This is a genomic window from Arcicella sp. BE140, assembly GCF_031456255.1.
GTDB classification, from domain to species: domain Bacteria; phylum Bacteroidota; class Bacteroidia; order Cytophagales; family Spirosomataceae; genus Arcicella; species Arcicella aquatica.
This window is the reverse complement of sequence record NZ_JAVDUE010000006.1, coordinates 206,407-227,203: the sequence shown is the minus strand read 5'-3', so window position 1 is coordinate 227,203 and position 20,797 is coordinate 206,407. Positions and strand designations below refer to the sequence as shown.

The following is a 20,797-nucleotide window of genomic DNA, read 5'->3' as shown; positions in this document are numbered from 1 at the left end:
ATCTATGTTTAGAGAAAAGATAAACGAATTAGCCAATTGGAAAATAAAGCTGTCAAGAAAACCCCTTGTGCTAAATGGAGCTAGGCAAGTCGGAAAGTCTTGGTTGGTTCAAAAATTTGGAGAGTCGTATTTTACAGGAAAAGTAATTACCCTCAATTTTGAAAAAAGGCGAGATTTACACATCATTTTCAAGCATAATTTTGATGTAAACAGAATACTTCTAGAACTTGAATTTGCACTTGGTATCAAGATAGATATTACGAATGACCTGCTTTTTTTTGATGAAATTCAGGCTTGTGCCGATGCATTGGGAAGTTTGAGGTATTTTTATGAAGATAAAAAAGAATTACATCTTATTGCGGCAGGTTCACTATTAGACTTTGAATTTAGGAATCAGCCTTTCCCAGTAGGGCGGGTAGATGTGATGAGTCTAACACCCATGACTTTTTATGAGTTTTTGTTGGCTCGGAAAAAAGACTCAATCGCTAACATTCTTAATGACAAACCTACTATTTTGCCAGAGGTTGTAACAAGTATTTTGAATGAAGAAATCAATAATTATTTCGTCGTTGGTGGAATGCCCGAATGTGTACAAAGCTTTGTGAATAATCAGAACTTTAACGATGTCCAAGAAATTCAAGATAATTTGTTATACGCTTACGAGCAGGATTTCAAGAAGTATAAGCCCACTGTAGATGGAGATGCGCTGAATGATATTTTAGAAAAAAGTGCTTCCCTAATAAGCAATCAGATTATCTATACACATTTATCTGACCGTTTTTCAAGCCCTACCATCAAAAAAGGCGTAGAAGTATTACGAACTGCTCGTTTATTAAATGCCGTTCAAAATGTATCTATTGCTGGTCTACCGCTTAGTCCGTCTGGCAAACAATTCAAATTATTTCATCTTGACATTGGTTTATTATTGCGAAAAAGTAAGCTGTCTTTTCAAGATATTTACTTAAAAAAGAACCTCACTGCTGCTTTCAATGGCATGTTAGCAGAACAATTTGTGGCACAACAAATGATTGCTTCGCAAAAAGAAGAACTCGTTTATTGGGCAAGAACCAGTCCAGGAAGTAGTGCTGAAGTAGATTTTGTCATTGTAAGAGATGGCAAAATAATCCCGATAGAAGTAAAGTCTGGAAGAAGTGGTTCTTTAAAAAGCTTACATTATTTACTAGAACATCATCCTCATATTTCACAAGCCATCATTTTTTCAAACGCTCCATTTGGTATTCAGGAAAAATTATACTTCATACCTATTTACTGGGCAGGGAAAGTACAATTCCCCTTAGTTTAAAAGTGTTTGAGAAACTATTATTCGCTCTATGAGCATTGACATTTTAAGCATAGTCCTTGACTGTTTTTAATTGTAGTGGATGGTTAGTGCGTCTCAATTGATGAAGGGGAAACGCAATTAATCTCTTTTCATAAAGTGCATTTAAACGCACATTTTGCATATTATCAAAAATAATTTTGTATTTTTATACTAATAAACGCATTATGATGCACAAATGGATAAGCAAACTTTAGGAGAACAAATAAAAAACAGGCGTAAAGTATTAAAGATACGCCAAGAAGACTTAGCAGAAATCTCGGCTGTTGCTTTGCGAACAATTGTATCAATTGAACGCGGAGAAGGAAATCCATCTTTAGAAACATTGTTGAAATTAGCAGAAGTATTAGGGATGGAATTACAACTGAATGTAAAACTATGAGAAAGGCAAAGGTTTATTTTAAAGGAACTCCTGCGGGAATTTTAGCAGAAGATAAAAACGGATTTGTATTTAGATATGAGGATGATTACTTCCTACATTCGACGTTCAGACCTATAAGTATGACTATGCCCAAAAGCCAACAAGTGTATCACCATCCTACTCTTTTTCCAGTTTTTTTTAATATGCTCCCTGAAGGAGCAAACAAAGCAACACTTTGCCGTTTACTAAAGATTGATCAAAATGATTTTTTTGGATTATTACTTGCCACCGCTCAATATGATACTATAGGAGCTATAACCGTTATTCCTATTTATGAATAATTTAGATTTAAAATATTGCCCCTCTACCCTCAAAGAAGGATTTGATTCCTTTTCTCCGTTGGCCTTACGACGCCTTTTTAATGGTAAAAAAATAAGTCATTATCTACCCTTTTCTTTAAATTCACCAGCCGAAAGTACCTTTAAAATTCAACGAATTTCTATTTCGGGGGTTCAGGAAAAAGTATCTCTCTTGTTAGATAAGCATAAGCTTCGCTTGGTTGAAGTTAGTGAGCATGGACAGTATATTTTAAAACCAATTCCTAGTAGTCGTTTTAAAGCAATTGAAGAAATTCCAGCGAATGAACACCTGACAATGCAAATAGCCAGACAGGTTTACAAAATAGAAACAGCAGAAAACACAATGATGTTTTTCCCTGATAATCAACCTGCTTATCTGACCAAACGATTTGATTATCATTCGGATACTACTAAATTGATAGTAGAAGATTTTGCCACGTTAGCTGGAAAATCAAGTATTAAAGGTGGAAGCTCAATGAAATATGAGGGTAGTTATGAAGAGATGGCAATGCTCGTGAAAAAATATGTAGTGGCTTACTCAATTGAGATGGAAAAGTTTTTCCGCTTAGTATTATTCAATTACCTGTTTTCTAACGGGGATGCTCACTTGAAGAATTTTTCATTGATAGAAAGCCTTAATGGAGATATGATTCTAGCTCCAGCCTATGATTTGCTTTGTACTCGTTTACATGTGAATGATGACGATATGGCAACAGCCGACGGTTTATTCTCGGATGATTTTGAAACAGAATCTTTTAAAGAAAATGCCTTTTATACTTATGACGATTTCATGTGTTTCAGTAGTAAAATTGGAATAAATGAAAAACGAGCGAAGCAAATCATCACTTTTTTTCAAAAAGATTATCCGCTTATTCATCAGCTCATTAAACATTCGTTTCTGTCAGAAGAGAGTAAAATAGTTTACACTAATTTATATTTTAATAAATTAAGGCGCTTAAACTATCTGTATTCAAAGCACTAAAAATTAACACAATCATGCTAATATTCAAGGATATTTATACTATTTATGGATAGTTGTGATAATTATCAGTCATATTTCATAGAATATTTCATGATAGCACTAACAACTAATTCAAACGTTAGCGGACGAATGATGTATTCTATAATGCATGGCGTTAACGTTTTTTCAAAATTTGGCAAGGCCTTCGGAGATGAAATAACGATTGTATTATTAGAAAAAGCTAATTTTTCTAATAATACAATCATCTCTTGAGGTGGACTTTCAACACTAATAAATAATAAATCCACAGGCTTTTCATGCAGGAATTTCTCTACATCATCAAATGAACCAGACCATTCTCTTTTTAGGAAGGTTATCCTGTCAAGATAGTCTATCAATTGGTTTTCTAAAATTGTATTTTCGTATAGGATTCCGTAGCTGTCCATTCTGTAATTAAAATTTAAAAGAGTAAGTTTTCTATCATCTTGTCACGATAGTAATAGTAGTACTTCCTGACTTAAAGTGTAAATTGATATTTGAATAATGATTATTATTAAGGGTAGAAACAGTTTTTTTTGCAAGATTTAGTTTTGAATTTTTCATAGTTTTTGCTGTTTGAAAGGTTATATATTTAATGATGACACTAAATAACACAAAACCGCAAAAGCAATGAAAAAAATTAGAGCAACTAGGTACTTGCTTAGATAAAGTAGGTATTAAAGGAAGACAAACTAGACCAATTCTAGTTGTAGCTCGACAAAAAAAGTTTGTTTTTTGTTTTCTATTAATAACTTATACTTATCTGGATAAAGTAATTCTAGCCTTTTTTTGACATTAAACAACCCTATTCCTCCTTGTACTTCTTCGTGCATGATATGAGTCGGTTTGCTATTTTCAACACTGAGAATGACGGTTGATTTTTTCATCCTAAAATCAATTTTTACCCACGAAGCCTTCCCAGTATTACTCACCCCATGTTTGAATGCATTTTCTACAAATGAAATAAAAATCAGTGGGGGAACTTGATAATTACCAAAATCACCATCCATCGTAAGTGTGATATTCACCCTACTTTGAAAACGAATCCGCTCTAGTTCGGTATACTGTTGAATAAATTCTACCTCACGTTTTAAAGATACTTTTTCGCTCTCTGTTTCATAAAGTGTATAACGCATTAGTCCCGACAATCTTACTATAATATTGGCAGCGGTCTCGTCTTTTTCAACGATAAGTGAGTATATACTATTGAGTACATTAAAAAGGAAATGAGGATTAACCTGCGATTTTAAGAAGTTCAGTTCAAGGTTGAGGTTATCACGCTGTAGTGAAATCGTTTTGTTACGAGAAGCAATAATTATTTTGACGAATTTTACAATCAGCGGGGGGAGAATCGGTAATGTTTCATTGTATATATGGATAAAAAATAATTTAGAGAAAAGAATTGACCCCATCAATCCGCCTTCATTAATCATGTTGGCATATCGCTTATAATAAAGTGAAGTCTCAAAATTATTACTAACGGTCTCAAACATATAATAGGAAATTACCGAGTCTAGAAAGAACATAATGCCTATTCCTATCAAAAAAAGAACCCATCTATTCCCTTTCATGACAAGCGGGAGCAATAGATAGGCAATTATATAATAAGCAAACATTGATTTAACAACCAAGAAAACAGTATGTACTAAGGCCGCTTTAGGATATTCCCATCCAGCAAGATTAAAGCCAAAACTAGAGAGAATAAGGGCAGTAATAACCCAAAATATTACATGAGTCCAGATACGTGCCGAGGGGGAATAGAGTGAAAAATATACTTTTGCTTTGTCTAAAAAACTTTTATTCATCTTGTATAATGGATATAAAATAAACAAGTCGATTTCGTCAATACAAGTTGAGAAAAATAATTTTCTGGCTTGTATTAATAAAATCGACCGTCAAATGTTTTCTTGATAAATACCAAGTTATCATAAACCTTCTACTAAATCAAGGTTTTGCTTTTAAAGTATTCTTTCAGGCTCTCTCGATAGCTACTACCAATATCTAGCTTCCTATCGTTAGACATTTCAATCATGTTGCCTTCAATACTTTTCATGGCTGCTAAGGAAATAATAAAAGAACGATTGATGCGTAAAAATTTTGATTTAGGTAATAATTGTTCAATACGGGTCATCGTCATGTATATGACGATAAACTTTGTTTTGGTATGTATCTTCAGATAATCCTTCATCCCTTCAATGAAAATAATTTCATGGGGATAAATTTTCACGAGCTTTTTATCTTGCTTTACTAAAAGATATGTTTCTTCTTCTGATTCCTCTTTGTTAATGTCTTTGCCTTCCAAAGAAACAGTGGCTTCTTTAGGCTCAGGAGCAACAGTGGCATTGTTTTTCTTATCAATCATCCGTTGCTGAATCTTATTGATTGCCTTTAAGAATCTATCAAATGGAAAAGGTTTTAATAAGAAATCAGCCACATCGTGTTCGTAACCTTCTATAGCATGATAAGAGTAAGCAGTAGTAATAATAATCTGTGGACGAGTATTGGTAAGTGATTTTAAAAATTCTAATCCAGTCATTTCTGGCATATTAATGTCTAAAAAAATAATATCTGGCTTTTTTTCATTAATCATCACAAGTGCATCCATTGCTGTAAAACACTTTCCCACACATTGTAAATATGGAATTCTATTTACAAATTTTTCAATGAGTTCTTGTGCTAAGAGCTCGTCATCAACAATTAAACAGGTTAATAAATTTTGCATAACTATTTATGGAATAATAATCAAATATAGCAATAATAGGTGTTAAATGCAAAAAATACTTTATTAATTGAGAATCCGTGTGCCATCTTGCTATCTATTAAAATTTCCTCCAGTAAAACGACTCAATAAACTTTTTTCATCTAGCATCACTTCTGCTGTTCCGATAAGGTAATATTGAAGCGGAATTTTTTTTCCATTGGTAGTATTCATCCCGTTCGTTAGTTCAACAGATGCTCTATAATTGTTATCAATAGCATACGGCACTACGGCGGTTATCTTCCCTTCTAAATAGCCAAATTCATTAACAGGATAGGGGTCTAGTTTTATTTGTACCCGTTGCCCTACTTTAATCTGCCCAACGCCTTTTATGGGTAATGACAATTGTACACGATAACTAGACATAGCAGGCGTTACTATGATGGTTGATTTATTAGGGTTATTGTCAGTAGCCCTTAGTATTATCACACGTCCTGCTACAGTAGATACTTCATAAAATTTCTCATTGGTCTGTACATTATTTTCAATAAATAATGTATCTCCTTTTTTAACAATCTGAGAATCAACGACAGTCAATTTATACTCCAATGGTGGCGTTGCCATCCATGATACTTTTTTAGGTTGTATCGTTGTTGTTATCAGGGCGTTTGCCTGAGCAACATCTGGATAACTAACCCAATATGAAGTAAGAATGAATACAAACAGGATTGAGAATAAGACAGTAATACCCCATCTAACAATCCAATGTGGAACAAGCCCGATAATTTCTTGAATCTCTTCGCTCCTGAGTTCGAAACTGCTACTTTGCTCTGGCATGGTTAATTAATAGTTTATGATAAATATTATTGCTATGCTGTTTCTAAGTCTAATTGATTTTTGACTAACTCATAATAATACCCCTTTTGTGAGGCTAGCTCTACATGGGTTCCTTTTTCTCTAATTTCGCCATTTTCCATGACAATTATCTGGTCGGCATTTTTTACGGTACTTAGTCTATGAGCAATGACGACGACGGTTCTACCATGAAAGAATTTTTCTAGGTTCTCCATGATAATATTTTCATTGTTGGCATCCAAAGCACTGGTAGCTTCATCAAAAAATAAGTAAGTTGGATTTTTATAAACAGCTCTAGCAATGAAAATACGTTGTTTTTGTCCGCCACTAAGCCCCGAACCTGTGCTACCAATTTTGGTGGTAAAACCCAAAGGAAGTTTGCGTAAATAGTCTTGAATATTGGCCACTCTGACGGCATTTATCAATTTCTTCTCGTCAATTTTTTCTCCATCTACCGCAATGTTTCGGGTAATAGTATCTGAAAAAATATAGCCATCTTGCATCACAGTCCCACATTTTTTTCTCCATTCACGTGCCGACAAATCGTTCAAATCGTTGCCATTCACCAATATTTTGCCATTGTTTGGTGGGTAAAATTTCAATAACAACTTCAATAGCGTAGTTTTTCCACTACCGCTTGCACCCACGATGGCAGTTACTTTTCCTGCGGGAATATGTAAATTAAGGTTTTTGAGAATCAAAGGGCTTTGCGAACTTCCATACCTAAATGAAACATCTTCAAGGGTTATTCCTTTTCGAGCGTTAATCATTCCATTTAAAATTTTGCCTTCGCTAATTTCTTCTATGAAATACGTTTGATCTTCAAAACTATCATCAAGCTCGCTTGAAAATATTTTACCCATCAATTGCTCTTCATCTGCCTCTTCATCGGGGCGATTATGAATTTCTGCCAATCGGTCCAAGCTTATTTGGGCATCCTGAACGCTTCTCATAAATTTAATAATCTGTGTAAGAGGGGCATTCAACTGTCCAATAATATAAGAAATACTAAGCATTACCCCTAAAGTAATATGGTTGTTCATTACTTCTGATGCCACCATATACGAGATAATGATATTTTTTAGCTGGGTCAGAAACGTTGAACCTACTTCTTGATATTGTTCAAGAGACAAGCTTTTGATATTGATTTTGAATAATTTAGCTTGGATTCTTTCCCATTCCCATCTACGCGCTTTTTCGCAGTTATTCAATTTTATTTCCTGCATACCCGTAATCAATTCATAGATACTATTCTGATTTTCTCTTAAACTCTGAAATCGTTTATAGTCTAAATCTTTGCGTTTTTCTAAAAAAAGTACAACCCAAATAATTGAAGCAACACTCCCAGCTGCAAAAACAACTAATATAGAGGTACTATAAATCCCTAATATTATCGAGAAAATAATGAGGTTAATAAACGAGAATAATGTCTGAAGGGTTGAACCCGTCAAGAAAGACTCTATCCTATGGTGGTCATTAATCCGCTGAGAAATATCTCCCGTATTTTTTGATTCAAAATAACTAATGGGTAATCTCATTAGTTTTAGTAAAAAATTGGAAATAATAGACACACTCATCCGAGCATTGATGTGTAACAAAATCCAATTTCGAATCATATCAACGGCCATACCACCCAGAAAGAGAAGTAGTTGGGAAATTAATATCAGTTTTATAAATTGGTGATTTTGCCGCTGAATACCGTAATCTACCATGCTTTGTGTCAAGAAAGGGAAAATCATTGACAGTAAACTGCCGAACAGCATTCCAAGGATAATTTGAACCAAGTATTTTTTGTAGGGAGTCATGTATTGAAACAGGAACTTGAATCCCATCGACTCCTTTTGTTTTTCCTCAACAGTTTCGTAGAATTGATTAGTCGGTTCTAATAGTAAGCTCACTCCTTTATTGTCGGAAGTACTGACCCACGATTTCATAAAGTTTTCCTTATCAAGCCACACTAAACCGTGGGCTGGGTCTCCTAATAAAATCCTATCCGAATTATTTTTAGAAAAGGGTAACTTAAAGTTAGGGCGTTTCATATCATAAAGCACCACAAAATGCTCTTGATTCCAGTGAAGAATACAAGGCTTGGGTACTTCGTCAAACAATTGCTCGTAAGAAAGTTTAGCTCCGAGGGTTTTGAATCCAATTTTTTCGGCTGCCTCACTAATTCCTAAAAGACTGACTCCTTGGCGTGTAATAAAAGAGTTAGCTCTAAGGAAATCAAGCGGATAATCAACACCATAATAAGCTGATATCATCTTGAGGCAAGTAGGTCCGCAGTCCATATAGTCGAGCTGACGATAAAATTTATATTTGCTGCTGGCTATCATAAGTTCAAGTTTTTTAAATGTTATTATACTTTAATTCTTCAAATGACAGATAAGTAAGCTCGCTCTCCTCAACAAATTCAATAGGCAGGTAATCAAGTACTTTGTTCTGAACATGAGTAATCAATTTCATTAAATCCAGACAGTACACTGAAGGATTATCAAAACCGTTATGTTTGCTATAGCGATGAGCCACGAACCCTCCCCCACATACTTCCACAATCGGACAAGCTTGGCATTTTGAACATAAGTTGTCATGGCCATTGATATATCTTTGTGCAAGGTCATCTTCCAAAGATTCCTCTAACGTATGTGTATGAATGTTATAACCCTTTTTGGTAAAGCCATCACCACAAACTTTAAAAGAGCCTGTTACCTCAATAGAACCATCGGTTTCAATGGTTAAAAATTCAGCTTTTCTATTTCCAATGTATTCAAAGCCCTCATCAATACCAATGATGATTTTCACGAGTTGTTCAAAAAAGATAATCTGTGGTCCATTGGTATTATCAGAGAACCACAAATCAAAAAGAATAATCAACCAATCTGCGTATAGTGTCCTATCATTTATACCATCCGCATAACCCAGAGGAAGTTTTTCATAAGAGCAGTCAGGTAATAAAAAATCGATTAATTGAACCTTATATTCTTTCAAAAAATAAAAGAATTTTTCTGCATCTGACTGAATATTAATGACCGACAAAACTCCAGGGATCTTATGAAGATAAGCCGACTCAGAGGCAACCTTAAACCCTTGCATGACTGAATGAAATGAGCCATTCCCACTGTGGTTTATTCTATATTTATCATGGCTCTCTTCATAACCATCAATGCTGATACCTATCTCAATTTTTAGTTCACTAAATACTTTGCACCATTCTTCAGACAACAATATTCCATTGGTTTGGATAGCAAAAAAAAGCTTAGTCTGGATAGGAAGCTTTTCTTTTGCTTGTGCTACAAAGTATTTATAAAATTCCTTTGAAATAAGCATAGGCTCACCACCGTGAAATATAAATTCAAACGTCTTTAAATCATTTGTTTCACAATGCAATCCGACTTGTTCAATAACTTTATCAACTGTATCAATACTCATGAATTTAGGTTGACTTTTGAAAGACTCATCCCCCACATTGTACATATAACAATAAGTACAATTTAGGTTGCAACGGCTGGCAACTCTCATAATCAACACTTTGCAAATGGATTTATCTCTCATAGCTAACTGATACGTTAATTAAAATTACTATTCTGCTGGCGGTGCTGCTGGTGGTGGCTCTGTAGGATCTGGATTTTTACCTCCATATTGACGAAAACCACCTAAAACATCCTCAGAAATAATCTGGTTTTCTTCAGTATTAAAATGTTCTAATGCCTTCTTTTTAGCATCTTTTTCATCCTTTTTGATGAAAAATTTTTTCTTTGCCATGTTATGATATTATTTAACTTGGTGAATACCTTATTTTAAATTATCGAGTAAAATTGCTGCTCTTCCCCAGTCAATATCCTTAGATTTATCATCGTACATGGGTGTATATTCTCGGTCTCCACCACGCACCTGCAGCGACATTTCATCTGTCAAGAACTCAATCGGTTCTGCATTTTTCGGTCTGTTAAGCATCTTCTCTATTAGGTTTCCAACTGTTTGTCTCATAATATTTCCTGTTTAAACGGTTATTTATTAATTGAAAATTCGTTTTTTACTACATATTTTTGAAACCAGTTATTGATTTCTGCATATACTTGAAGAAGGTTCTCTTTACCACGATAACCATGTGATTCATGTGGTAGATTAACATACCTTGTCGTCGCTCCTAGCCCTTTCAAGGCTAAAAAATATCGTTCACTTTGTAGGGTAAATGTCCCAGGGTTATTATCAGCATCCCCATGAAAAAGCAATAATGCGTGCTTCATTTTATTAGCATTTTGGAAGGGCGAGATAGTATTATACATCGCTGGACTTTGCCAATAATTTCGTTCCTCCGTCTGAAAACCAAAGGGCGTAAGCGTTCTGTTATAAGCACCACTACAAGCAAAACCTGCTTTAAATAAGTTGGTATGCGTTAATAGGTTAGCTGTCATAAAAGCACCGTATGAATGCCCACCAATAGCCACTTTGCTGGAGTCTACCACTCCTAAACGTACTCCTTCGTTAATGGCAGCTTTGGCGCTTTCCGTAATCTGCTCGATAAAAGTATCGTTTGCTTCTTTTCCTTCTTCGCCAATGATGGGAATTTTCACATTATCCAACACGGCGTAGCCCTGCGTAACAAAATAGATGGGCGAAAGAATGGGCAATCGGACAAATTCATTAGACGAAATATTTTGCTGGCTTGCCCCCTCTTTTGATTTATATTCCTCTGGATAAGCCCACATAAGCGTAGGCAAAGGTCCACGTGCAGGCTTATAGTCAGCAGGTAAATAAAGCTCAGCCGTCAAATCTATACCGTCGGAACGTTTATATTTCAATACCTTTTTTTGTACATTTTTAAGCTGTGGATATGGATGTTCAAAATTGGTTAATGGTGTAATAAAAGATGAATCTGTCGACAAATCTCGAATATAATAATTAGGGTTTTCAGTTAGGGATTCTCGTCGGGTAAGGAATTGCATTTTGTCTCTATTCAAGACAGAAATGGCATATTCATAGTGGTTTTTATCGCATTGCCATAGTCTTTTGGTTTCGCCAGTAGCTAAGTTTACCTGATCGATAAAAGGTCTATTTCCTTCTGGCGTTGCTCCTGCTCCAAAAGTCAATATCTCATCATTGGCTGAAATAGCCATCGTAAATTTCCCAAATTTGTTTCTTAGTACTTCTGGATTACCGGGTTGATTATAAATATCTTCCGCTGAAATATCATACAAAAGACGAAGTTCTTTTTTAAGAGATGGGTCAATCACCCGACTAATATATCGACGAGTAGCATTCCAGTATTCCGAGGTCATCGCAAATTTCTCGTTACCCCACGACATGTAACTAACCCTATATTTTGATGTCAGCACTTCATCAGGATTGCCCTCAAATGGATAACTCCACGAATACATTTTATCCCTAACATCTGTTACTCGTTTTGGGTCACCACCATCCTGTGCTTCCAACCACCACAATGAAGCCTTCACGTCTGGTCGCCAAGCATGCCCTCTAGGAAGTTCGGTTACGGCATCATACCCAATAGGAATATTCTCTTGCAAAGGAATATCTGCTATATTTTTCAAAAAACTGCCGTCTTTCGTAAGCCATATATCTACTTTCTCAGGGAACCTGTACATCGGTAACGTATAAGAGTACGGACGTTGCACTTTTTTAGTCATTAGACAAGTACCATCGGGAGATACGCTGATGTTTTTATAAACAGCTACCCTTCCTATTTTTAATATCTTTCCCTTTACAAGGTCAGTCTTAACAATCTGAGATTCACCATAATAGTCAAATACGGCTTGGTCGTATGGGCTTTTCAATAAATCTTGATAAGTACGCGAAGCACTCTTTTGTCCGTTACTTTCTTGTATTACTGGCCCTTTTACGATATTTAGTTTTGTTGGCGGATCCATTCTTGAAGGAACCGTCAGCACCATAATATTTTTGCTGTCATTCAGCCACTCATAGGGCGAATCGAATACTGAATTAACCGTAATTTTTTCAATCCTGTGAGCGTCCAAGGTTTGCATATCCACATACCAAAGCTCTACACCGTCAGGTCTGTTATGCGTAAAAGCAAACTTTGTTTCATCAGGCGACCATTTGATATTAGCAATCAATGGATTTTTAGGTAAGTTTTTTACCTCAACTTCTACTTTAGTATCAATAAACAGGATTTTAATTGCTGTTGCAAAGCGAATCCTGCTTGGTGAATTACTTTTGGGATTAATCCTCATCCCAGCCACTCTGATTTCAGGCTCAGCCAATTCTGCAACCGTCGGCAAGGCATTGTTTTCTAAAATAAGCAAAACGTTCCCTTTAGAGTTAGTTCTGACTGTTGGGGTAATTTTTCCTAACAATAAATCTTCAATAGCTTGTGGGGGATGCTGATACACGCTCTCCTGACCCATACAAACCATCGTGCTGATGATGATGGTAAATATTAAGATTAACTTTTTCATTATTCTAATAGTTTAGTGATACAATTAGCTATTAATCAATACAGTATGTTGTTTTTTTCGAGCAATCTGAGATTTATAATACTTATCTAAATAATGATAGATTACTAGTTCATGCAGGCGTTGTTTGGAAATAAACAAGCGATTCAAATACATGTGTATTAGGCTAGGCAACATCTCCTGAAAGGTCATAACGCTAGTTTGATTTGCTTGAATTTCCCTTATTTCCGCTACAATTTTTCTATTTTCGGCAGAACGTTCTTTAAAAATGGCTATCGCATCGGCTACTCCTTCATCAAATTCATTCCCATTCATCAGTTGGTTTATTGCTGAAGTTTGAAGCCTATATTTATCGTTCAACTGAACATTTAAGGCATTGTTGCCATTAAATTCCTGAAAGAAACCTGCTTGTAGATTCTTTAGTAATTCGGCTTTTTGCGTAAGACTAAATTCAAAATCATCCAACAGGGCATTTACGCCATATAGCCCAAATAAATAGCGGTATTTTTCTCCTTCATCGCTTCCATCCAGTAAATCTATAAAATTGACAATGGCTTGACTATCATGATAAAAAAGCTGTTCACATTGTTCTATCGTCGTATCTCCATACCGTTCAATTTCACGCTTATACGTATCAATCTGAATACTGTTTACTATTTTCTGATCTATATATGGCGCTAGTTTTTCATGTAATAGCGTAAGAATATATTGCCAAAACTGGGCATTTTTTCCATTGTGGAATCTCAAACGAAGGTGCTCGTCAGTATCTTTAAATCTGAGAAAAAACCATTTGTCTATTACACCATCATTCACCAATTCTTCACAAAGCGGTTTAACAATTTTTGTCAAAATCTTCTCAATTGACTTTGTCCCAGTATAGATTTTAACATAAAACCATTCACTGCCCGGCACAAAAATTCTTCGAACGTTACTATCTATACGCTTTGGAATCATTTCTCTCTTTTTAACGTGAAGTGTTTTGAAGGCAAGTAACATTTCGTTACTATACTTTCCGTTTTTATCTTGGATAAAACAATTATCAGGGCTTGACAGAAACTCACTTAGCGTAGCCATTCCTTTCTTTAAAATCTTATGATGTAGAATTTGTAGTGAGGTCTCACTCTCAAAATCTATCAAGAGCTCATTATCTCCTTCAGTCAAAACTACGTAGCGAGGAATATTAAGGTCTTTTTGCAGATTGTCCCAAAAAGTTCTATCAGGCAGATTTTTTCCTGCTAAAGCTGGATGTAGTTCTGCATATAGTTTCCATTTAGCCTTGCTAACGATTATATTTTTATATTCTACACGCGGTAGAAATGTTTGTTCATTTAATATTCCCCAGTCCCAGCTAACAGTGCTATTTAGCCCATATCCTTGTAAATCACATAGAAATTTATAAATCCCCAAACCTCGTGAATAATTATGTGCCGTTGTAAGGCGTGGAATCACTTCCTTATTCAGTTTTTTTGAACGCAAAACCACTTTTCTGCCATAAGGTACTGAGACCATCAAATCATCTAAGGCAATTTGAAAAGGTTTTTCTACAGAGGCATTGCCCAAAAACGGAATTTCATATTTTCGAATGGCTGGTCTCATCAAAATATTCCCTATTCTAGCCTCTGGCAGGTGTACCACTTCTGCATAAATAGCCTCTGGATTATGTTGTTCTTCGTATTCCAAACACTCCTTTACTTTAGCTGTGATTTTTTCATCACCATGACAAAAACGAGCAAAAAGGTTTCCAGCCGATGGCCCTGAAGCCACAGACATCAAAAATTTAAAATTCCCAGTATCAATTGCCTCTGCTGATGGAGCCAATACAGAACCAAAAGCATAAAAGCTGTCAGGTAGCTTTATACCGTCTTTTATCGCCAAAAATGGCTCAAAATCCTTGTCAGTAAGCATTATAGTAGTACTTCCCTCCTGCTTTGCCTGTAAAAACTTGCTAAATTTTATTCTATCAATGTCTTCCCAATTGGTAGTTTGTTCCCTTGCTCTCCCTTGAATCCGTAAATCATCTACTAAGGGTGCATTGTCGGCTTGCCCTCCAAAAACAGCGCCATACCCTACTCCTGTTTCTCCATCAAGTGCCAACAATAAAGGTACTTCTTCTTCTTCATAACGGGCATAAAAACGTTTTTTGAAACTCTCTAAATCTGCTCCATTATTTTTTCGAGTCCACAAAAATAGCTTTTCAAGTGAACTTGATAGTTGTTTCGTCACCGTTTTACCGATTGAATTATTAAGCGTTTCATAAAACAAATCAGTCTGTATTAAATCCTTGCTAGATGTTTTTACAAAATTCTCTGAGATAATCCTTTCAATTTCATGGTATTTTGAAACAGAATTATCTTGGATTAATAATAATCTTTTTATTTGTTGAAGATGCTTGGATATTTCCGCTGTGCCTTGTAAAGTGACCATACGGGCCATCAAAACATCAAAGAACTCATCTCCTGTGGTGGTAGGTTCCAATTCACTTACTAATATCTGAGCATCAATCATGTCTTCAACAAAGGCAATTGCTTCGTTATAATTTACTTCGTTTGAAACAATGCTTTGTGCTAATTCTGATAACCTAGCTCCATTTTTTGCTTTTGTAAGAATACTTTCAAGGTATTCCGAAAAAGCCACAGACGTTAAGAAACAAGAACGTTTTTTATGTTGAACACGACATTCAGCATAACGATAGGCATCAGCCACTTGATAGATACTACTATTGGTGAAGAACAAAAGTTGATGGCGAATCTCTTCACGATTAACAATCAACTTTGCTACTTCTTCCACATAATTCATGTCTAATCTTGAGCTTTTCCTAAACTTAGCGTTTTCGGCAAACCGAATATCAGTCGAGTCTTGAATATCACCAATTGTACAACCTGCAAATAAGCCATAGGGCGTACAACGGGTACTCATGCGCACATAATATTTGTAAAGTGACAACAGAATTTTACGAACGTCACTCGGATTTTGATTTACACCATCAAACCATTTTTTGAATTCAGCATAAAAATCTGGTGAGGCAATATAAATCGCTTCCTGTAGAATAGCCTCTGAGAACAACTCACGTAGGTTTTCTTCAAGGGCTTCCTTGCTTCCATGAATAATTTTATCATTGAATTCCATCAATTTATCTACCGACAATAGTGGAGTTCGGAGTAAATAAAAGTCGTGTGCTTCAAAATTCTGCATAATACTGCGCGTTTATAATTTGTTTTTATAAGAAAAATAGGTAACATTACGCTTGAATAATTAAAAGAAAGACGACTCCTGTTATTGGCATTGTCGAGATAGCCGATAACCAACATTCGTTATTCTAAGCCAGGCCTTCTCCAAAAGGTTTGGCTTTTTTATATTTAGAGGTTTTAATTTTAAATAATTCGTAATCAATACCTTGAATTAATATCCATTACGAACACTTCATGGTTTAGATAATTTCAATTGTTAAATAGGTTTTTCGGAAATGATAAAGCCTTAATTACAAGAACAGGCATCACAAGATTTACTCTCGTTTATCTCTTCAAAAGCATCCTTTGGCTTTGGTGTATGAATACAAGTAGCAGTGTTTACACTTCCACCTACAAGAGCATCCATTTGCATAGCATCTAATTTGCTTACGATTTGACGATCAAGGGATAATTTTTTGTCGAAGGTTATTTGTTTCTTTTTCATAGTGATTTTTGTTTAGAAAATTGAAAGAATGATGGTTAAAGGTTTTTCGAGTAGCTACTATCCTGAATACTATACCGAATAGTAGCCATCATACAGTGTAACTTTTTTTAGTGATTACAAGAACAAGCATCACAAGATTTTGCAGCTTCAGCTTCCAATGCTTCTTTTGGAGGATGCCCAATACAAGTAGCAGTATTTACACTTCCACCTGCAATGGCGTCCATTTGTTGAGCATCTAATTTGCCCACAATTTCTCTGTCAAGCGATAGTTTTTTATCAAAGGTTATTTGCTTCTTTTTCATGATTTTTTATTTGAAATAGTTAAATAGAATTTAATCTAAGTGTACTGTAGTGGTATTATGGTTTTGGACCATTACAAGAACAAGCCTTGCAAGATTGTGCTGCCAACTCGTTGTCATCAGCAGCTTCTTTGTACACACACGTCGCTGTATTTTCGCTACCACCCACAATCGCATCCATTTGTTGAATGTCTAGCTTGCCAATGATGCTTTTATCAAGCGATAATTTTTTATCGAAGGTTATTTGTTTCTTTTTCATGATTTCAATTGTTAAATGTTGTTAGAATCAATAAAAAAGTATCCAAACAGCGTTGGTTTAGACAGTTACCTAAGGTTGAAATCAAATGCACAGCATTGATTTTCAATATTTTATTCTTAACAGCAAACGAATTTTGTTTAGATACTCAGGTATTTTTTAATATTTCGTAGGACTGTTACATGAACATGCCTTACAAGATTTTGCTTCGAGTTCTTCAGCAACGGCATCCACACAGGTAGCAGTGTTTACACTTCCACCAACAAGGGCATCCATTTGGGTGGCATCAAGCTTACTAATAATGCTTTTGTCCAACGATAGCTTTCTCTCAAATGTGATTTGCTTCTTTTTCATGATGATTGAACGTTTTGGAGTGAAACATTAGCAGTATAAGCAATACCCAAGAATCAGGATATTGCTTACACAATGCTTTAAACTATTCTTTAGCAGCTTGTGCAGGTGCGGCAGCTCCGTTACAAGAACAAGCAAGACATGACATTTCATCATCATCTTGTTCAGACTTACCACAAGTTAAGCTTCCGATAGTCACACCACCGTCGATTTTGTTCAATTGATCATCACTCAATTTTGAAAGAGTTTCTTTGTCGAGGTTTAACTTCTTTCCTGTTGAAATTTGTTTCTTTTTCATGCTGTTTGAATAATTAAAAGATTAGAAATAAATAAGACGACTGTCGACATCGTTGAGTCAAAATTGAATACTTGAAGGGGCTATCGAAAACTAATTCGACTAAAGCATCATTTATTCCGACGAATCTTTTGTAAATCAAGGCATTTTAGGGAATAGTCAGTCTCCAAAACATATTTCGTCTTATTTTCTCCATATAATCTCGTCTTCGTCTAAAGTCTTAGCCTAATTGGTCTAAAAAAATTCTTATACCGCTTTTCTATTACTTGTTTTGATGTATCAAAATCAACAAAAGAAAAATTTATCTAACAGGTTGATAATTAGGAACTCTTAAATAAAACAAATTATGAAAAGGAACATCAGGTATTCAAAATGGCTAATTGTTATAGCCTTCATGAGTTGTAATGAACTGTATTCTCAGACAGAAATTTCATATAATGCTACAAAAGCAACCTTTGCTACTTCTACCCCTCCTGCTGGCGGTGGCAAGGCGTCTGGGATTTTATTAGATGAAAAAAAACAACCTATCCCTTTTGCTACAATTAAAGTTTGTAAAGCTAAAGACTCAACCTTTGTAAAAGGGGTAGTAACTGCTTCAGATGGCGCATTTAATGTTGAAAGCCTGCCGTTGAACCAATATTTAATTTCAATTTCTATGATTGGTTATCAGCAAACGGCAGTTGCTTTCAATATTGATGAAAATAACTCAGACATAAAATTAGTGCCTATTGAAATGAAGCTCGATAGCAAGCTGTTGAACGAAGTGGTCGTAAAATCTAAAAAGCCACTAATCGAACAACAATCTGACAAAATAATATTCAATGTTGAAAATAGTGGTTTAACAGCCGGTAATAATACCCTTGAGTTACTAGGGAAAGCACCGATGATTTTTTTGGACCCAGCCAGCGAAAATATTTTACTCAAAGGTAGATCTGGCGTAAAGATTATGATTGACGGCAGAATGACGAACCTTTCACAATCTGATGCTAACGCATTGTTAAAAAGTATGCCCGCCGATGAGATTTCTAAGATTGAAATTATTACCAATCCCTCTGCTAAATATGATGCTGCTGGTACCTCTGGAATTATCAATATCATTACTAAAAAAGGACAATCTTTAGGCACAAACGGCTCGTTCTCTATTGGTGGCGGATATAGTGGTTGGTACCATGAAAATGATTACGGACGGGGTAATACAAGCCTTGTCCTGAATAATAGAACTGAAAAAGTCAATTTATATGGTTCATTAGCCGCCTCTACTAATCGCTCTTTTTCTGAAAATACAGGTTTTGACGAGTATTATGATAGCAGTGATAAAATCCTTAATTATCGCCATGAAAACCAAAATTTGCTAACGTATAAATCTAACAGTCAGAGCTTTAAATTGGGGATGGATTGGTTTTTGAATAAAAAAACCACGATAGGCTTTTTGACCAATGGCTTTATGTCGGCCCGTACAGATCATGACGATGCCAAGACCTTAATTTTAAAAGAAGGGAAAACGCTGGAAGTCACTAATTTAAACAGTCAAGACGAAACTAGTAAGAACCATAGACTCAATTTTAACACCAACTTCAAGCATATCTTTGATGCCAAAACTGGTCAGGAAATTTCGGCTGATTTTGACTATTCTACTTTCGCCAGAGAAGCAAACAGTACCATCAATAATTACCTAAAAAGTAATGAAGGCGAAATCTACAGCCCACTGCTTCTGCGTAATACATTACCTATCAATGTAGATATCGTAGCTGGAAAAGTTGACTATATTCATCCTCTAAGTCAAAATGCGAAACTAGAAATGGGAATTAAAATGAGTGACGTTGTAACAGACAATAATGCTCAATTCGAGATTAATACTAATCAGGTTTGGCAAAATGATGCTAGTCGATCGAATCATTTTAAATACAGCGAACGCATTCATGCGGGGTATGTAAACTATTCAACATCTTTTAGTAAATACCAACTTCAAGTAGGCCTTAGGGTAGAACAAACTATTTCTTCGGGTAATTCTATCACAACCAATACTGTGGTTGATAGAAACTATACCCAGTTTTTCCCTAGTTTTTCTATCATGGATGCCATCAACGATAATCATAGTCTATCGCTTTCTTATAGTCGCAGAATCGGTCGCCCAACTTATGAAGATTTAAACCCTTTTATTTTCATTTCTGATCGTTACAGTTACCAACAAGGCAATCCATATTTGAAACCCTCTTATACTACTGCCGTAGAGTTGAGTCATACTTTCAAAGGGACTTATACCACTAGCATTACCTATGAAAATACTGTTGATTTACCGCTTGAAGTAATGAGAAGAGAAAGTACCGATAATAGAATTGTATTAAACAGAATGGAAAACATTGCTTCTGGAAACTTCTACGGTGTAAATTTTAGTGCCTCACAAAGTGTGACAAATTGGTGGACCATCGATACCTACGCAGGTGGATTCTATGGATCTTATAAAACCACATTAGCAGGACAAGAAATTAGTAATGCAAAACCTTATTATATGGCTACGATCTACAATAGTTTTACTTTGCCTAATAACTGGACATTTAGATTATCAGGCAATTATCTATCGGCTCTTGCCTATGGCGTAATGGTTCAAAATTCTCAATATCAAGCAGATATGGGATTTAGCAAAAGCTTTTCAGAGAAAAAAGCCATTTTAAAAATCAGCTTTGACGATATTTTCAGAACTGCTCGCGGATATTATACTTCTCGTCTACCAGGGCTTGCCTCAAGCAGTACCAATCACTGGCAAAGCCAAATTGTTAGGGCTTCGTTTACTTACAAATTTGGTAGTAACAAAATCAAAGCTGCTCGACAAAGAAGTACTGTAACTCAAGAAGAACAAGGACGAGTGAATATAAAAGACTAAGCG

At 35.4% G+C, this 20,797-nt stretch carries 21 protein-coding genes; 5 read left to right on the top strand and 16 right to left on the bottom strand.

Annotated elements, in window-relative coordinates; translation table 11 throughout:
• Positions 1-4 precede the first annotated feature (4 nt).
• The 4 genes from J2Y60_RS11505 to J2Y60_RS11490 all read left to right on the top strand — a co-directional run bounded on the left by J2Y60_RS11505 (position 5) and on the right by J2Y60_RS11490 (position 3,041).
• Positions 5-1,303: an AAA family ATPase gene (locus J2Y60_RS11505; RefSeq protein ID WP_309917601.1), complete on the top strand. Its 1,299-nt coding sequence runs from the start codon at positions 5-7 to the stop codon at positions 1,301-1,303.
• A gap of 214 nt (positions 1,304-1,517) precedes the next feature.
• Entirely contained in the window at positions 1,518-1,721 is a 204-nt protein-coding gene (locus tag J2Y60_RS11500; protein ID WP_309917604.1) for a helix-turn-helix domain-containing protein, read from the top strand.
• Complete coding sequence (locus J2Y60_RS11495; RefSeq protein ID WP_309917607.1) at positions 1,718-2,041, top strand: HipA N-terminal domain-containing protein; 324 nt, start codon at positions 1,718-1,720, stop codon at positions 2,039-2,041. The genes J2Y60_RS11500 and J2Y60_RS11495 overlap by 4 nt, the downstream gene beginning before the upstream one ends.
• A complete protein-coding gene (locus J2Y60_RS11490; protein ID WP_309917609.1) occupies positions 2,034-3,041 on the top strand; it encodes a HipA domain-containing protein in 1,008 nt (335 codons plus the stop codon). The genes J2Y60_RS11495 and J2Y60_RS11490 overlap by 8 nt, the downstream gene beginning before the upstream one ends.
• Positions 3,042-3,106: 65 nt before the next feature.
• On the opposite strand, the gene J2Y60_RS11485 is transcribed toward J2Y60_RS11490, so the two are convergent.
• The 16 genes from J2Y60_RS11485 to J2Y60_RS11410 form a co-directional block, all read right to left on the bottom strand.
• Positions 3,107-3,466, bottom strand: a complete 360-nt coding sequence (locus J2Y60_RS11485; protein WP_309917612.1) for a hypothetical protein — start codon at positions 3,464-3,466, stop codon at positions 3,107-3,109.
• Between the two features lie 34 nt (positions 3,467-3,500).
• Positions 3,501-3,623, bottom strand: a complete 123-nt coding sequence (locus tag J2Y60_RS11480; RefSeq protein ID WP_309994630.1) for a hypothetical protein — start codon at positions 3,621-3,623, stop codon at positions 3,501-3,503.
• Between the two features lie 128 nt (positions 3,624-3,751).
• Positions 3,752-4,864 carry a histidine kinase gene (locus J2Y60_RS11475; protein ID WP_309917615.1) on the bottom strand — a complete coding sequence of 371 codons (1,113 nt, stop codon included), beginning with the start codon at positions 4,862-4,864 and terminating at the stop codon, positions 3,752-3,754.
• Positions 4,865-4,998: 134 nt separating this feature from the next.
• Complete coding sequence (locus J2Y60_RS11470; RefSeq protein WP_309917617.1) at positions 4,999-5,781, bottom strand: response regulator transcription factor; 783 nt, start codon at positions 5,779-5,781, stop codon at positions 4,999-5,001.
• A gap of 90 nt (positions 5,782-5,871) precedes the next feature.
• Entirely contained in the window at positions 5,872-6,594 is a 723-nt protein-coding gene (locus tag J2Y60_RS11465) for an HlyD family efflux transporter periplasmic adaptor subunit (RefSeq protein ID WP_309917619.1), read from the bottom strand.
• Positions 6,595-6,626: 32 nt separating this feature from the next.
• Positions 6,627-8,945: a peptidase domain-containing ABC transporter gene (locus tag J2Y60_RS11460; RefSeq protein ID WP_309917623.1), complete on the bottom strand. Its 2,319-nt coding sequence runs from the start codon at positions 8,943-8,945 to the stop codon at positions 6,627-6,629.
• 13 nt (positions 8,946-8,958) lie between these two features.
• The gene (locus J2Y60_RS11455) at positions 8,959-10,128 is read right to left on the bottom strand and encodes a radical SAM protein (protein WP_309959106.1); all 1,170 of its coding nucleotides are present in this window, start codon (positions 10,126-10,128) and stop codon (positions 8,959-8,961) included.
• A gap of 60 nt (positions 10,129-10,188) precedes the next feature.
• On the bottom strand, positions 10,189-10,371 hold the full coding sequence (locus tag J2Y60_RS11450) for a hypothetical protein (protein ID WP_309917630.1): 183 nt from the start codon (positions 10,369-10,371) through the stop codon (positions 10,189-10,191).
• 30 nt (positions 10,372-10,401) lie between these two features.
• Positions 10,402-10,596: a hypothetical protein gene (locus tag J2Y60_RS11445; RefSeq protein WP_309917633.1), complete on the bottom strand. Its 195-nt coding sequence runs from the start codon at positions 10,594-10,596 to the stop codon at positions 10,402-10,404.
• Between the two features lie 20 nt (positions 10,597-10,616).
• Positions 10,617-13,043 carry a prolyl oligopeptidase family serine peptidase gene (locus J2Y60_RS11440; protein WP_309917636.1) on the bottom strand — a complete coding sequence of 809 codons (2,427 nt, stop codon included), beginning with the start codon at positions 13,041-13,043 and terminating at the stop codon, positions 10,617-10,619.
• Between the two features lie 24 nt (positions 13,044-13,067).
• On the bottom strand, positions 13,068-16,232 hold the full coding sequence (locus J2Y60_RS11435) for a lantibiotic dehydratase (protein ID WP_309917639.1): 3,165 nt from the start codon (positions 16,230-16,232) through the stop codon (positions 13,068-13,070).
• 282 nt (positions 16,233-16,514) lie between these two features.
• On the bottom strand, positions 16,515-16,712 hold the full coding sequence (locus J2Y60_RS11430; protein WP_309917642.1) for a class I lanthipeptide: 198 nt from the start codon (positions 16,710-16,712) through the stop codon (positions 16,515-16,517).
• 107 nt (positions 16,713-16,819) lie between these two features.
• A complete protein-coding gene (locus tag J2Y60_RS11425) occupies positions 16,820-17,014 on the bottom strand; it encodes a class I lanthipeptide (RefSeq protein ID WP_309917645.1) in 195 nt (64 codons plus the stop codon).
• A 55-nt stretch (positions 17,015-17,069) separates the two neighbouring features.
• On the bottom strand, positions 17,070-17,270 hold the full coding sequence (locus tag J2Y60_RS11420) for a class I lanthipeptide (RefSeq protein ID WP_309917648.1): 201 nt from the start codon (positions 17,268-17,270) through the stop codon (positions 17,070-17,072).
• A gap of 156 nt (positions 17,271-17,426) precedes the next feature.
• On the bottom strand, positions 17,427-17,621 hold the full coding sequence (locus tag J2Y60_RS11415) for a class I lanthipeptide (RefSeq protein WP_309917650.1): 195 nt from the start codon (positions 17,619-17,621) through the stop codon (positions 17,427-17,429).
• 82 nt (positions 17,622-17,703) lie between these two features.
• Positions 17,704-17,916 (bottom strand): class I lanthipeptide, encoded by a 213-nt coding sequence (locus tag J2Y60_RS11410; protein ID WP_309917652.1) that lies wholly within the window; start codon positions 17,914-17,916, stop codon positions 17,704-17,706.
• A 343-nt stretch (positions 17,917-18,259) separates the two neighbouring features.
• Between J2Y60_RS11410 and J2Y60_RS11405 the strand changes: the two genes are divergently transcribed.
• On the top strand, positions 18,260-20,794 hold the full coding sequence (locus J2Y60_RS11405; RefSeq protein WP_309917654.1) for a TonB-dependent receptor domain-containing protein: 2,535 nt from the start codon (positions 18,260-18,262) through the stop codon (positions 20,792-20,794).
• Positions 20,795-20,797 lie beyond the last annotated feature (3 nt).